The organism is Pseudoalteromonas sp. Angola-30, assembly GCF_028599215.1.
Lineage (GTDB): Bacteria > Pseudomonadota > Gammaproteobacteria > Enterobacterales > Alteromonadaceae > Pseudoalteromonas > Pseudoalteromonas atlantica.
The window spans coordinates 1-14,937 of record NZ_JAQREI010000017.1; the positions used below are offsets into that span (position 1 = coordinate 1).

Below are 14,937 nucleotides of genomic sequence, written 5' to 3' on the forward strand. Positions count from 1 at the left end.
ACGTTGCGATTAAAGCGTTAAACTTTATCTCGCTAGGGCTGCGCATCTTACGCTTTCCTATTTTTTTGTCAACACTTAATTTTGTTAAACTTGAAAGTTTTTAAAACTAAGTTTTACTCGACTCACTGATTAGCTCGTGCCTCGCTATGCGTTGCGCTCTGCCGTCTCAGTGGGGTCGCATTATAGGGAGATCCGAAAACGGATCAACCCTTTTTTGAAGAAAACTTGAAATAAATGACTGTTCGCGTGAAATTGAAGCAAAGTGGTTACTTTAAACACTAAAAAGGCCCTTACGGGCCTTTTATATTAGTTTACGATGAGTTTCCAACCGAGTTTACTTTGCAATTTAGACTCTTGTTGTAGCTCACTAGCCATAAGAGGGTGTTCTTTTAACCAGTTATTGGCAAACTTTAAGTCTAAGGTGTCTTTTTCTACAGATAACTCTATTTTAGGAAGTACGTCGTCTTGTCGGCGCATCGATAATATTACGGCAATTCTTAATAACCTAACTAAGTATTGGGTAAGTGTACTATGTGCACCTAGAGCGTCGAAGCTGCCTTTTTGAATATCGGAGCGATGTGCATTAGCAACAGCTGCAATCACTTTATGTTCAGATTGTGAAAAACCTGGCATATCGGTGTTTTCTATAATGTAGGCTGTGTGCTTGTGATATTGCTTGTACTCTATTAATAAACCAATTTCGTGTAGTTGTGCTGCGGCTTTTAAAAGCGGCAACGCATTTTCACTAACAAGCGGCCAGCTTTCACCTACTTGTTCTGCCAGTTGAATAACTAAGCTCGATACACGATTAGCTTGCTTTTGATCAACATGGTAACGGTCCATAAACCCATCAACGGTGCGTTTACGAATGTCGTTGTTATGAAGCTCGGGCACCATACTGTAAAGCACACCTTCGCGAAGTGCACCGCCAGCTAATCCCATTTTTTCAATTTCAAGCGATTCAAATAGCGCAATTAAGATAGCTAGGCCAGATACAAAAACTAATCTACGCTCTTCGCTTAGACCAGGTAAGTCTAGTGCAGCGATAGTGCTAAACGTTATTGATTGCTCTTTTATTTTATTTAGCTTTTCTAGGGTGAGTAGTTCATCTAAGTGTTGCGCAACCATTATTTCTTGAATGGCTTGCACTGTGCCAGAAGCACCCGATGCAATTTGCCAACCTGCTTGTTTATACTCAGGGGCAATTTCATCAATAACTTCGTGGGCAGCTTTGATGGCAGCGTTAAAGTTTGCTTCACTTAATTGGCAATCTTTAAAATAGCGTTCTAAATAAGTAACGCACCCCATATTTAAGCTTTTATAGTGCAGTGCCTCAAAACCCTTACCTATAACGACTTCGGTACTTGCACCACCAATATCAATAACTAGCTGCTTGCCAGTGCATGATGAAGTGTGTGCTACGCCTTTATAAATAGTGCGTGCTTCTAGCTCACCACTTATTACATTAATAGTATGGCCTAAGATTTTTTCGGCTTGTGCTTTGAAAACATCGGCATTCGTCGCAAGACGTAATGTGGCCGTTGCTACTATGGTTATATTTTGTTTTGGAATGTCTTGTAGGCGCTCAGCAAAAAGTGCAAGGCACTCCCAGCCTCGCTGCATTGCCTCAGTGCTTAATACGTTATCTTTATCAAGCCCTGCGGCTAATCTTACTTTGCGTTTAACGCGGCCTATAGTTTGTAGGCCGCCAGCAATTGATTTAGCAATTAGCATATGAAAGCTATTTGAGCCTAAATCAATGACTGCATACACATTTTTTTGCGGTTTAAATTGCCCCACCGTTCAAAAACCTCTAGTTACTACTACGTACAGTAACGGCCGAGTTACGACCGTCCTTTTTGGTAACTATTATTTGGGCGACGTCCGTTATTATTACTACGATTACGTGGGCCTGTAGAATAGTTGCGCTTTCTTTGAATAGTAGGCTTTGTTAAATCATCTAGCAATGCGGTTTTATCATAATGTGATAAAGGAATGCTGTGCTCTATATACTCTTCTATTTCATGCAGGTTATAAGCGTACTGCTCACATGCAAAGCTAATTGCATGACCTGATGCGCCCGCACGACCTGTACGGCCTATACGGTGAACGTAATCTTCACAATCATCTGGCAGGTCAAAGTTAAATACATGACTTACCTCAGGGATATGTAGCCCACGTGCTGCCACATCGGTTGCCACTAAAAAGTCTAATTCGCCTTTGGTGAATTGCGCTAATATAGATTGGCGTTTTTTCTGGTTTACATCGCCAGTGAGCATACCTACTCGGTGGCCATCGGCTTTTAACCAGGCATACACTGTTTCACAGCTGTGCTTTGTATTGGCAAACACAATGGCTTTGTCTGGCCATTCTTCCTCAATTAAAGTTAATAGCAGCTTAATTTTATCTTCTTGAGAAGGATGAAATAGCTCTTCTTTAATTCGCTTACCTGTTTTAACGTCTGGCTCGATTTGAACGTGCTCAGGGTTGGTCATATGTTCAAAGGCAAGTTCTTGCACGCGATAAGAAAGCGTGGCAGAAAATAATAGGTTTAATCTATCTGCTGTATCTGGCATACGGCGGAACATGTAACGAATGTCTTTTATAAAGCCTAAATCGAACATACGATCGGCTTCATCAAGCACAACTACCTCAATTTCATTAAGGGTGTAACAGCCTTGCTTGTACAAATCGATTAGTCGACCTGTAGTACCAATTAAAATATCAACGCCTTTTTCTAATTGTGCACGTTGTTTTTCGTAATCTTCGCCACCATATACTAAACCTAAGTTAAGATTACAGTGCGGCGCTAAAATTTTAGCATCTTTGTGTATCTGAATCGCAAGCTCCCGAGTCGGGGCCATGATCAGGGCTCTTGGATGTTTACTAGGTGCTTTGCTAGATTGTAATAACCGATGGCACGTGGCAGTTAAAAACGCCAACGTTTTGCCCGTACCTGTTTGTGCTTGGCCCGCGATATCGCGTCCGTCACAAATAAAAGGTAGGCATTTTGCTTGAATGGGTGTGCAATATTCAAACCCACTTTCGGTTAAACCGGCAACCACTTCCGGTGCGATAGCAAAGTCTGAAAACTTTTTATCGGTCAAATGTGTCTTAGTCATAGCGTTTAAGCATAACGTTTAAACTTGCAATAAGAAACAAGAGTGTTTAAATACGCACTAAATATTTCGCCTAACTAAATCGGAGAGCGCAATGAGCGAGAAAATAATCCAAATTACTGACGATAGCTTTGAAGCTGACGTATTACAATCAGACAAGCCTGTACTAGTAGATTTTTGGGCTGAGTGGTGCGGACCTTGTAAAATGATCGCCCCTATCCTTAATGAAGTAGCTGATGAATACGAAAGCCGTGTAACAGTTGCTAAATTAAACATCGACCAAAACGCGGGTACACCGCCTAAATTTGGTATTCGTGGTATTCCTACTCTGCTTCTTTTTAAAGACGGCCAAGTAGCTGCAACGAAAGTTGGTGCGCTTTCTAAAACTCAACTTATTGAGTTCTTAGAAAACAATATCTAAGTAAAAATTAAAAAAAAGGGCGTTTTTGCCCTTTTTTTGTGTTTATTTTGTATAAAGACTGGACGCTATGCCAGTGAACTGCTAGTTTATAAAGCCAACTAATCCTTAGTTATATTCAACAAACCTCACTCAACTATCAAAGCGATTTTGAGTATGACAATTGTAATAAAGAACCCACCAATATGCATTTACGCGAATTAAAAGACAAGTCTATAAAAGAACTTGTAAACTTAGCTGAGTCCATGGGGCTCGAAAACGTAGCCCGCTTAAGAAAGCAAGATATCATTTTTGCCATTCTTAAAGCACACGCCAAAGGCGGAGAGAACATCTTCGGTGGCGGTGTACTAGAGATTTTACAAGATGGTTTTGGTTTTTTAAGATCATCAGAAGCATCTTACTTAGCTGGCCCAGATGATATTTATGTATCTCCAAGCCAAATTCGCCGTTTCAGCATGCGTACTGGCGATTCTATTTCAGGGCTTATTCGTCCACCTAAAGATGGCGAACGCTACTTTGCTTTATTAAAAGTAAATGAAGTTAACTTCGATAAACCTGAAAACTCTCGCACTAAAATTCTTTTTGAAAACCTTACCCCACTACATGCAAACGAACGTTTTCGTATGGAACGCGGTAACGGCAGTAAAGAAGACATTACCGCTCGTGTACTTGATTTAGCATCTCCAATTGGCCGTGGCCAACGTGGTTTGTTAGTAGCACCGCCTAAAGCGGGTAAAACAATGCTATTGCAAAACATTGCACAATCAATTACTCACAATCACCCAGATGTTACATTAATGGTTTTACTTATTGATGAGCGTCCGGAGGAAGTAACCGAGATGCAACGCCTCGTTAAAGGTGAAGTTATTGCATCAACGTTTGATGAGCCAGCTTCTCGCCACGTACAAGTTGCAGAAATGGTTATTGAAAAAGCAAAACGTTTAGTTGAGCACAAAAAAGATGTGGTTATCTTGCTTGATTCAATCACCCGTTTAGCGCGTGCTTACAACACTGTTATTCCTTCATCAGGTAAAGTACTTACCGGTGGTGTTGATGCTAACGCATTGCACAAGCCTAAGCGCTTCTTTGGTGCTGCACGTAATGTTGAAGAAGGCGGTAGCTTAACGATTATAGCTACAGCTCTTATCGACACGGGCTCTAAAATGGATGAAGTTATCTACGAAGAGTTTAAAGGTACCGGTAACATGGAACTACACTTAAATCGTAAGATTGCTGAAAAGCGTGTATTCCCTGCCATCGACTTTAACCGCTCTGGTACGCGTCGTGAAGAACTACTTACTAAGCCAGATGAGCTACAAAAGCTGTGGATTTTACGTAAGATTGTTCATGAAATGTCAGAGATTGATGCAATGGAATTCTTAATTGATAAGCTTTCTATGAGCAAAACGAACGATGAATTCTTCGATTCAATGAAACGCCAATAAGCGCGTTTTCGTTACATAAAAAAAGCGCCTAGGGCGCTTTTTTTATGTGTAAACGACTAATACCAATCGGCTTAGATATTTAGCCTTTCTAGCATGCGAAATAAAGCGTTAATGGCGTTATAAATTTCTTATGTAGAGCAACTTCGTGTCAAAATTCATGCCTTCTTACCACTCTATTTATCTGTCGCTATAAATGTCTAATAACCTAACACGATTGGTATAATTAACTCTCGTTATATTTTTTAAGTACACGCTGTAATTCATCTACAAGCTTTTGAATGTGTTCTTTACTTTGGCTTTGTTTATTGAGTAAAGCCATATCGAGATTTTTAGCGGCTTTGGCAATATCGTCTAACGCAAACATTTGCGCAGCGCCTAATATACGATGGCTGTCTTTTTGTAGTGCTTCTAGGTCATTACTATTATGGTGCTGACTTATGGTTTCGCTTTCAAACGTGAAGCTTTGCTTAAAACTTGTTACTAAGTCGCTCATGTCTATCTTAGCTGTATAGGCTGCCTCTTGTTTAGCTTCACCTAAATGCTGGGCAAGGGTGTTATAAAACGCGTTTTTATCTAATGGCTTACCTAAATACCCTGTAAAGCCTAGGGCAAGATAATCATCAACTTCATGGCTCATTGCATTGGCCGTTAAAGCAAAAATAGGCGCTTGAAAGCCGCACTGTTGCAACAACGAAAACGCAGCACGCCCGTCCATAATAGGCATTTGTATATCAAGCAGCACGAGGTCTGGGTATATTTGTAGGCACTTCTCAACCGCTTGCTCGCCATTTTCTACCGCAATAACTTCAAGCCCCATAGAACGTAAATAACGACTTATGAGTCTGCGATTGTCGGGATGATCCTCAGCCAGTACTACACGCCCGGTTAACTGCTTAACCTGTTCAGCGGCGCTTACATGTTCGTACTCATCTAGCTCTTTTTCAACTTCTATACAGGGTAAAAACAGCGAAAACTGACTTCCGCGTTTAAACTCACTTTGTACGCTAATGTAGCCGCCCATCATAGAAGCTAGCTGTTGAGACAAACTAAGCCCTAATCCGGTGCCACCAAAGCGGCGACTAATACTGTTATCGGCTTGGCTAAAGCATTCAAATATTTGTTTTAGCTGTGATGAATTCATGCCAATACCGGTGTCTTTCACTATAAAAACAAGCCCTTGCTCGGTTTTGTTTAAAGACACAACAACCTGCCCCGCCTGCGTAAACTTAACGGCATTAGCACATAAATTAATGAGTATTTGCTTCACCCGCATTAAATCGAGCTTGGTATAAAACGCATTGCCTACATGGTTATCAAAACGAATTTGTAAATGCTTCGCCTTAGCCTGCGTAATAAACATGGCATGTACATCGCTAACTAGCTGCACTATGTCGAAGCACGAAATATTAAGCTCTAATCTGTTTGCTTCTATTTTACTTAAATCGAGTACGTCATTAATTAAACTTTTTAAGTGATCGCTATGTCGTTGAATTATTTTTAATTCATCTTGTAGGTTTTCAGGCTCGTACAAACCATTAATTAAATCATCTGTTTGGCCTAAAATAGCGGTGAGCGGGGTTCTAATTTCATGGCTAATATTTGCCAAAAACTGGCTTTTAACATCATTTGCTTCTCGCAACTCTTGGGCAATAGCTTGTAGCTCTGCTGTACGCTGCGCAACTTGTTCTTTTAATAACTGCTTAGCACGCTTTTCGGCGCCCCGACGATAAAGCGCGGTGCCCGTTACAATTACTAAAAATAATAAAACAAAAATAAAAACCGTAAGCTGCGAACGTTGGCTCATTTTTAACTTTTGTACTTTTCGTTCTTGCTTCAGCTTTTGAATTTCTTGATTTAACTGAGTAGCTTTAAATTGATTTTGTAATACAGCTAAGGCGCTGGTAATTGTTTCGCTATTTATACCGCGCTGCTCTGCTACAAACTTTTCGTGCAGAGTTAATGCCTCAGCGTAGTTGCCTTTGCTTGCCTCTAGGAGCGAGCGTGTACCAAAAGCATCGCGCTTTATACGCACACTATTATATTGTGTGGCCAAATCGGTTGCTTTATCTAAGCTTTTTTGCGAATCAGCAAGCTCGCCTCTCACAAATTGTATTTTAGCCAGTGCATGTAAGGCGTTGAGCTCTAAACTGTGATTAGCAATTTTAAGGGCATTTTGTACCCCCAATTTAGCTTGCTCGTAGGCAACATCCACGTTATTAAGAATTAAATTGATGTTTGCTAAATTAGTATATTGGGTAGATAACTTATTATAATCATTGGTAGAAATATAATAGCGCAGTGCCATTTGATAATAATGCAGCGCTAAATCAAATTGCGAACTTTCGTAGTAAGCAACCCCTAAATTATTGTTAACTTGCGCTATACCGCTGGTATCAGCTAATTTTTGATAAACTTTAAGTACTTCTTTATAAAATAAAATGGCGCTTTCGTAACGCGATAACCTAATGTACACCCCTGCTATATTTAGCAAAATATCAGCTTGGTCTTGAGCACTGCCCTTTTTCTCATAAATCTCTTTTGCTTTTAAATAATATTCGAGCGTTAGCTCCATATTATTCATTTCGAAGTACGCTAAACCAATATTACTTAGCAGGTTTGCAAGCTCTACTTGCTTATTGTTTTTTTCAACAATCACCATGGCGCGGCTATATTCAACAATAGCTTGCTGAAAATACCCCTGAAAATAAAACACAACGCCTTGCATTTTAATGGCTCTAAAATGCATATCTGGTAGGTAGTTTAAGGAGGTGTGCTGTTCTAATTTTTTAAAATACAGCAGGGCATTTTCAAAATCATCTGAGGAGAAGGCTAAATCGGCAAGTTCAGAATACACACTGACCTTTTGGGATTCTGTAATATTTTTTGCTTCAAGCAGTGCATTACCGAGCGTGAGTTTTACGTCCCACTGCTGCTCTTTTTTAAATTCATCAAATAAAGATACACTATTTTGAGCAAAGCTTGGCAGTATGAACACACAACATAAAACAAATAAAAGGCACTTCAATTTGCCTTGCATAATATTATTCCTTCAAACTTTAGCTTTAGTCAGTGTAATCTTTATTGAAGATACACAACAAAACGAGTGCAAACAATGCTTAACCCCCTGATTGATGAGATTTTTGAGCTACTTTTAACTCAGCGTGTTTGGAAAGTTCATACCTTAGCTGCAACGCTCGCTCACCAAGGGGTGTTACCACCTTTAGATGCAAACCCTGAGCAAAATTTATTTAAAAAGAATTTTTTAATTATGAATGCTTTATTTGAGCTACAAACACAGCTATTACCCAAGCACTTAATTATATCGTCATTACATATTGAACTTACAGAGCCAAGTAGCAATATAACAACGCAATCCCATTTAAAAAGTTACTATTTAAACTGGGAAAACTACGACACCAGTGCCAAAGACATAGAGGCATTATTAGATAGTTTTTGGCAGCAATTTAACCCACTAATTAAGCAACCAGTTGAGCAAATTGAGCCATTACTTAAGGCTTGGCAACTACCGCCAAACTTTAGCCTGGCTATGCTACAAAAGCGCTGGCGGCAATTGGCATTAAAACATCATCCCGATAAGCAAACTGGGAGTGCATGTCAATTTAGACAAATAAGAGCCGAGTATGAGCAGCTAAAGCTAGCTGCTCAAAACAGGTAATTAACGGGTAAGGCGACGGGCACGAATTTTACGCCCTTTAATATTGCCCTCGGTTAATTTACGTAGCGCAGGTTTTGATGCATTGCGCTCAACGGCTACAAAGGCAACGTTATCGAGTACATTTATTTTACCTACTTGGCGTCCTGCAACACCATCTTTGCCAGTAAGTGCACCTAAAATATCACCAGCGCGCACTTTTTGCTTTTTGCCCGAGTCAATCATTAGGGTAACCATTTCAGGCTTGTAAGGCGGCTTTTCTAACAAGCTAAAAGCAGGCATTGGCTCTGGCAAAAAGTCTCGTTCGTAATGGTCGCCTATTTGCGCCACTTTAAACTGCTCAGCCTCACCGTAAATAGAACACGCAATGCCTTTTTTACCCGCTCGGCCTGTGCGCCCTACACGGTGCACATGGGTTTGTGGGTCGTGTGCTAAGTGGTAATTTATTACCATGTCCATGTCGTCAATATCTAAGCCACGCGCGGCAACATCGGTAGCAACTAATATTGAGGCACTTTTATTAGCAAAATGAATTAACGTACGTTCGCGATCACGCTGCTCTAAATCACCGTGCAACGCCACTGCACTAAAGCCTTCACTTGCTAAATCATCACAAACTTGTTGTGTTTCTACCTTGGTATTACAAAAAACAACACAGCTTAGTGGTGTAAATTTAAGTAGTAATAATTTAAGTGTTGAGTAACGCTGTTTGTTGTTATCCATTTTGTAAAAGTATTGCTTTATTGTGCTTTTTTCTTGCTCTTCTTCTACTTTTATCATCTCTGGATTTTTTAATACGCGCTTTGCAATAGCTTCAATTGCACGCGGAAAGGTTGCACTAAATAACAACGTTTGACGATTTTGCGGTATGCGCTCAATAATGGCATCAAGGGTATCTTGAAAACCCATATCAAGCATTTGATCTGCCTCATCAAGTACCAGCGTTTCAACATCGTCTAAACGCAGTGTACCTTTACGAATATGATCGTCCACTCGCCCAGGTGTACCCACAATAATGTGCGCGCCATGCTCAAGCGAGCCTATTTGTGGGCCAATAGAAACCCCGCCACACAAGGTTAAAATTTTAATATTGTGAATACCGCGGGCAAGTTTGCGCATTTCTACCGCCACTTGCTCGGCCAGCTCGCGCGTAGGACAAAGTACAAGCGATTGAATACGAAAACGTTTTACATTTAATTTAGCTAACACACCTAAACTAAAAGCAGCTGTTTTACCTGAGCCCGTTTTTGCTTGCGCAATTATATCTTTACCTGCCAAAACCGGCGGTAAGCTTTGCGCTTGTACAGGCGTCATTTGCGAGTAGCCAAGTGTTGATAAATTATCAACTAAACCAGCAGGTAAAGCCAAAGATGAAAATGCAGTAGAAGTCACAATTAATTCCAAAATAATAAAAACAACACAGGGCTTAGCCCCAAAATATGAGCTGTATAATAGCAGAATTCAGATAAGGCAACCATTAATACCCGATGACCATTATTTTACGATGCGTCAATCCTTGTTAATAAAAAAGTTGCAAATGATACTAGTTTTCATTAAGATCCCCAAAAATTTTAACACCCTAACACTGGATGTAATTGATGAAACTAAACTCACTGTACGTAGCACTTGTTGGTGCCATTAGCACAAGCGCCTTTGCCGCCCCTACTGACTTAGAGCGAATTGAAGTTAAAGGTAGTTATTTTAACGACTACAAAGTCGACAACGCCAACGGAGCAATGAGAACATCAGCGTCATTGTTAGAAACAGCGCAATCAGTCACTGTTATTAGCGATACAATCATTAGCGAGCAATTAGCAACGACCCTTGGCGAAGTACTTACTAACGATGCAAGTTTAACTGCCGGCTCTCAACAACGTAACCGTGAAGTATTTAACTTACGCGGCTTTGAGCTTAGCTCTTCAACAGGCTACTTACGTGACGGACACCAACATTGGTCTCACTACCAGCAACCGATTGAAATTCTACAACAAGTAGAAGTTATTAAAGGCCCATCAAGTATTTTATACGGACAATCAGGTCCAGGTGGCTTGATAAACATGGTGACAAAAAAGCCTACGGCAACCACATTATTTAACGCCAGCGCAGATGTAGACCAACACGGCTCTACCCGCTTTATGCTAGACGCAGCTGGTGCACTTACCGACGCTGAAGATTTACGCGCACGCGGTATTTTAGTAAAACAAGATGTTGATTACTGGCGCGAATACCAAAACGGCGAAAACCGTGAACGCGACCGTTTTTTAGGTGCTGTAATTGTTGATTACGATTTAAGCGACAACGCATTAGTACGTGTACATTACGACCGCACAGACGACGAAGCAGGCCTTGATACAGGTGCTTGGATAGATGACAACGCCAATGTGATTGGCGATGACAAAACCATTCGCGATATGTCTTGGGCGTTTACCGACATAACGGTAGAAAACTTAGGCGTAGATTTTGAAGTGTACTTAAACGATCACTGGCAAGTTAAGCTTGGTTACAACGAGCAAACATTTGAGCGCCAGCGTTTTGAGTCATCTCCTAGTCGAAATTCTTACATCTCACAAACGAATACATACACTTCGAACCCATACGATCGTTTTGATGATTGGCAATTCACCACTGCATTTATTGATTTTATTGGTGAATTTGAAACGGCTGGCATACAACACCAATTTCTAATCGGTGCGAACTCGCTTGACTACTATTATGGTCAACTACGCACATCTGCTGATTCATTTAGTTTTACAGCAGGCCAAAATGAACCTGCCCGCCCAGATGTCAGCTATAAAACTGATCTCACTAAAAGCGAAACTGAATATGACTACTACGGTGTATACGCCCAAGATTTAATTACTTTTTCACCACAATGGCAAGTGTCTGTTGGCGGTCGCTTTGATAAGCAAACACGTGAAGGACAAAATAACGAGTCGTTTTTGCCTAAATTCGGCGTACTTTATCACCCGAATGCATCTGCAACTATTTATGCCAGTTATACAGAAGGTTTTGAGCCACAAAACGAAACCATTACTAACGAAGAAGATATCAACTTTGGTATGAAAATAGATGCTGTCACCTCTAAACAAAGAGAGCTTGGTATTAAATGGCAGCTATTTGATGAGCGTTTAATGCTTAGCGGTGCTATTTTCGATATAAGTAAAAATGGAACCTTAGTTACAGAACAACTTGAAACACCTATCGGCTCAATTACCACTGAAACAAACCAAGTTGGTGAACAGCGTCATAAAGGTTTTGAAATGGCAGCACAAGGTGCAGCAACTGACCGTTTATTTGTTATGGCATCTGCAATGTATTTAGATGCTAACTATGAAAGAGCGAACGAAAATCTACAAGGTAAACGACCTACCGATGCCCCTAAATGGTCTGCATCACTTTGGACACGCTATGAGTTAAACGACACCATTGCGTTTAATGCCGGTGCTTTTTATGAAGGTGAACGCTTTGCAGATAGCGATAATTCTATTACCAAAGATGCCTATACACGTATAGATGTTGGTGCAACTTATAAGTTTAACATGAGTAACACCGATATAAATCTTCGCCTTAACGTTGAAAATCTATTTGATACTGATTACTTAGGTGGCGGCGGTAATGGTAATGTAACTATTGGCGAAGGCACCAATGTACGCCTAGCAGCTCAATTTAGCTTTTAAGTTATAAAACTTATACTTATAAAGCCCGCACAATAATAATTGTGCGGGCTTTTTACTGCCTATTAAAAACACCACTGCATTCATCTCATCTATTTTTTAAAGCCTTTAAAAAGTGCTCTAATGCACTTAATTATAAAAAGGCTTACTCTATATGAAAAAAATTATTACAGCGCTACTAATGACTAGCAGCCTCAGCGTTAGCGCAAACAATGCAGAATTCACCACAACGCAATTACAACAGGTTGATGAGGTGCGCACGGCTGCACTTAAAAGCCATTTAAGCTACGAGCTACTCGAGTCACTCACAACAGAAGTTGGCCCTCGCTTACCCGGCACTGAAAACGATAAAAAAGCAGTAGCATGGGCTAAAGCAAAATTTAACGAACTTGGTTTTGATAAAGTATGGCTTGAAAAAGCAACATTTCCAAAATGGCGCCGTTATAGCGAAAGCGGAAAAATACTCACCCCAAGTGAGCAACCTCTGCATTTAACTGCGCTGGGTAATAGTGTAAGCACACCTGATGATGGCATTAGTGCACCGGTTGTGTTGTTTGAAACATTGGATGAGCTAATTGCAGCACCAGCAAATAGCTTGGAAGGTAAAATTGCCTATATTAATTACCGCATGAACCGCGACATAGACGGCAACGGTTACGGCCCTGCAGTAAAAGCACGTGCCACAGGCGCAATTGAAGCTGCAAAAAAAGGCGCGGTTGCTTACATGATGCGCTCAGTGAGCACAGCTCACCATCGCTTTGCTCACACTGGCGGTAGTTACTATAAAGAAGGGGTTAAAAAAATACCTAACGTAACTATTGCCAACCCTGATGCGGATCAAATAGCGCGCTTAGTGGCTTTAAACAAAAAGGTAACGGTTAATATAAATGTACAAACACAAAGCCTAGGAGAAGGCACAAGCTATAACGTTATAGGCCAATTTAATGGCACCGAAAATCCAGAACAATACGTGTTAATTGGTGGCCACCTAGACTCGTGGGATTTAGGCACTGGCGCATTAGATGATGGTGCAGGTGTTGCGTTAACAATGGCTGCGGCTAAACACATTAGCGATGTTAAACGCCCTAAGCGCAGTATTCGTGTTGTACTGTTTGCAGCAGAAGAGCTTGGGCTTTGGGGTGCAAAAGCTTACTTTGCACAACACAAAAGTGACTTTCACAATATAGTTGCAGCTGCTGAGTCGGACTTTGGCGCCGATGTAGTATATGGTTTTGAGTCAAATGTTAATGCGGCTTCTCTGCCAGTAGTGCGTGCCATAGCAAAAGAGCTGGCTGCGTTAAACATTGAGTACATTGGTAAAAACCAGGCTAACGGCGGGCCGGATTTAATCCCCTTAAAAAAAGCGGTGTCGGCACCTATATTTGAGTTGGCCCAAGATGGCACTGATTACTTTGATTACCATCACACAGCTGATGACACACTCGATAAAGTAACGCCTGCTAAACTGCGCCAAAATACCGCTGCGTATGCTGTATTTGCGTTAATGGCAGCAGATGCCAAAACAACAATTCAACCGAAAGCGCAGGCTAACTAATAACTGACATACTTACTTACAGTTTGTCGCTTTGATAAACGCACTCCTTGTTTTACCTTTATATAAATTAAATAAAACAAGGAGTGTGCGGGCATGTTGCTTTTCAATACGAGTCACTCGTTTCCTCATTTTGCACAAACACAGTGCTGCCCTAACTGCCATAGCCGCGCCTATCACCTAATAAACCAAAGTCGTTTTTTACGCTTTACGGTTATTCCGGTTCTACCTTTAGCACTAAACTATAAATACGAATGCTATCAATGCGGCCATAATGCGCCTGTAAAGTTAAAGCAGTTACCGATGTTTGAAATTTTCACTCTACCTAAATACTTTATAGGGGTATTTTTAGCGTTATGGGTGGGGCTATTTTTTTACCAACAACACGCTGCAGCGCAAGCGCAAAAGCAAAGCTACTTAACTAACCCTAAAGCCTACGATACGTATTTAGTACACGCTGATAAATTTACTCATGAGCCATGGACACTCACCAACTTAAAAGTTGCGCAAGTTTTAAGTTTTGACGAGCAGTTTATTACGTTTCAAGTAAGTAACTACAGCTATAAGCGCAACAAAGGCATTACTACTGCAATGCGTACCAGCTTATTAGTACAAAGAGGTTACTTCTCAGATGACAAAATTACTTTGCCTCGTAGCGAAGTAAAAAGACTTTACAACGACGGGGTGATTTACGACGTACTGCGCCCCTCAGCAAATAGTTTATATGGTGGGTTTGTTATGTTTCCGCCAAAACCAAAACCGCTATATAAAGGCTTAAAGCTCGACAAAAATAACCAACAGGGCATTACGTATTTTAAAAACGGACAGTATAGCGATGCGCTTGAGAGTTTTACTCTAGCCGCAAATACCGGCTCGCAATGGGGGCAGCTCAATCTTGCGCAAATGTACCGAGATGGACAAGGCGTGACTCAAAATGTACAAACAGCAAAACATTGGTATGAGCAGGCAATAGCGCAAGGTAATAGCAAAGCTAAAATAGAATTAGAGGAAATGTGCGATAAAGCAAACTGCAAATAAAAAATGGCCAGTTTAACT

The 14,937-nt window shown here is 40.8% G+C and carries 10 protein-coding genes; 6 read left to right on the forward strand and 4 right to left on the reverse strand.

Annotated features, from left to right (window positions below):
* Nucleotides 1–306: 306 nt before the first annotated feature.
* A complete protein-coding gene (gene gppA / locus PSH54_RS16790; RefSeq protein ID WP_004588955.1) occupies nt 307–1,800 on the reverse strand; it encodes a guanosine-5'-triphosphate,3'-diphosphate diphosphatase in 1,494 nt (497 codons plus the stop codon).
* Nucleotides 1,801–1,844: 44 nt separating this feature from the next.
* Nucleotides 1,845–3,122, reverse strand: a complete 1,278-nt coding sequence (gene rhlB / locus PSH54_RS16795; RefSeq protein ID WP_054983731.1) for an ATP-dependent RNA helicase RhlB — start codon at nt 3,120–3,122, stop codon at nt 1,845–1,847.
* A gap of 91 nt (nt 3,123–3,213) precedes the next feature.
* On the opposite strand from rhlB, the gene trxA reads away from it, so the two are divergent.
* The gene (gene trxA, locus PSH54_RS16800) at nt 3,214–3,540 is read left to right on the forward strand and encodes a thioredoxin TrxA (RefSeq protein WP_004588957.1); all 327 of its coding nucleotides are present in this window, start codon (nt 3,214–3,216) and stop codon (nt 3,538–3,540) included.
* A gap of 182 nt (nt 3,541–3,722) precedes the next feature.
* A complete protein-coding gene (rho, locus tag PSH54_RS16805; protein WP_004588958.1) occupies nt 3,723–4,982 on the forward strand; it encodes a transcription termination factor Rho in 1,260 nt (419 codons plus the stop codon).
* 223 nt (nt 4,983–5,205) lie between these two features.
* Here rho and PSH54_RS16810 read toward each other — a convergent pair whose 3' ends face one another.
* Nucleotides 5,206–8,019, reverse strand: coding sequence for a tetratricopeptide repeat-containing hybrid sensor histidine kinase/response regulator (locus tag PSH54_RS16810; RefSeq protein ID WP_096040974.1), 2,814 nt, complete (start codon nt 8,017–8,019; stop codon nt 5,206–5,208).
* A 75-nt stretch (nt 8,020–8,094) separates the two neighbouring features.
* Here PSH54_RS16810 and PSH54_RS16815 point away from each other — a divergent pair, with 75 nt between their 5' ends.
* Nucleotides 8,095–8,658, forward strand: coding sequence for a DNA-J related domain-containing protein (locus PSH54_RS16815; protein WP_273606656.1), 564 nt, complete (start codon nt 8,095–8,097; stop codon nt 8,656–8,658).
* Here the strand turns inward: PSH54_RS16815 and dbpA are convergent, their stop codons facing one another.
* Entirely contained in the window at nt 8,659–10,047 is a 1,389-nt protein-coding gene (gene dbpA, locus PSH54_RS16820) for an ATP-dependent RNA helicase DbpA (protein ID WP_273606657.1), read from the reverse strand.
* 206 nt (nt 10,048–10,253) lie between these two features.
* Here dbpA and PSH54_RS16825 point away from each other — a divergent pair, with 206 nt between their 5' ends.
* The 3 genes from PSH54_RS16825 to PSH54_RS16835 all read left to right on the forward strand — a co-directional run bounded on the left by PSH54_RS16825 (nt 10,254) and on the right by PSH54_RS16835 (nt 14,919).
* Entirely contained in the window at nt 10,254–12,332 is a 2,079-nt protein-coding gene (locus PSH54_RS16825) for a TonB-dependent siderophore receptor (RefSeq protein WP_273606658.1), read from the forward strand.
* A gap of 151 nt (nt 12,333–12,483) precedes the next feature.
* Nucleotides 12,484–13,884, forward strand: coding sequence for a M20/M25/M40 family metallo-hydrolase (locus PSH54_RS16830; protein ID WP_273606659.1), 1,401 nt, complete (start codon nt 12,484–12,486; stop codon nt 13,882–13,884).
* Between the two features lie 93 nt (nt 13,885–13,977).
* The gene (locus PSH54_RS16835) at nt 13,978–14,919 is read left to right on the forward strand and encodes a tetratricopeptide repeat protein (protein WP_273606660.1); all 942 of its coding nucleotides are present in this window, start codon (nt 13,978–13,980) and stop codon (nt 14,917–14,919) included.
* The last annotated feature ends 18 nt before the right edge of the window (nt 14,920–14,937 follow it).

What these genes read in the sequence shown, in the direction of transcription:
- rhlB (WP_054983731.1), bottom strand. Translation starts at nt 3,122, where the DNA reads ATGACTAAGACACATTTGACCGATAAAAAGTTTTCAGACTTTGCTATC.
- trxA (WP_004588957.1), top strand. Translation starts at nt 3,214, where the DNA reads ATGAGCGAGAAAATAATCCAAATTACTGACGATAGCTTTGAAGCTGAC.
- PSH54_RS16835 (WP_273606660.1), top strand. Translation starts at nt 13,978, where the DNA reads ATGTTGCTTTTCAATACGAGTCACTCGTTTCCTCATTTTGCACAAACA.
- PSH54_RS16830 (WP_273606659.1), top strand. Translation starts at nt 12,484, where the DNA reads ATGAAAAAAATTATTACAGCGCTACTAATGACTAGCAGCCTCAGCGTT.
- PSH54_RS16815 (WP_273606656.1), top strand. Translation starts at nt 8,095, where the DNA reads ATGCTTAACCCCCTGATTGATGAGATTTTTGAGCTACTTTTAACTCAG.
- PSH54_RS16825 (WP_273606658.1), top strand. Translation starts at nt 10,254, where the DNA reads ATGAAACTAAACTCACTGTACGTAGCACTTGTTGGTGCCATTAGCACA.
- rho (WP_004588958.1), top strand. Translation starts at nt 3,723, where the DNA reads ATGCATTTACGCGAATTAAAAGACAAGTCTATAAAAGAACTTGTAAAC.
- PSH54_RS16810 (WP_096040974.1), bottom strand. Translation starts at nt 8,019, where the DNA reads ATGCAAGGCAAATTGAAGTGCCTTTTATTTGTTTTATGTTGTGTGTTC.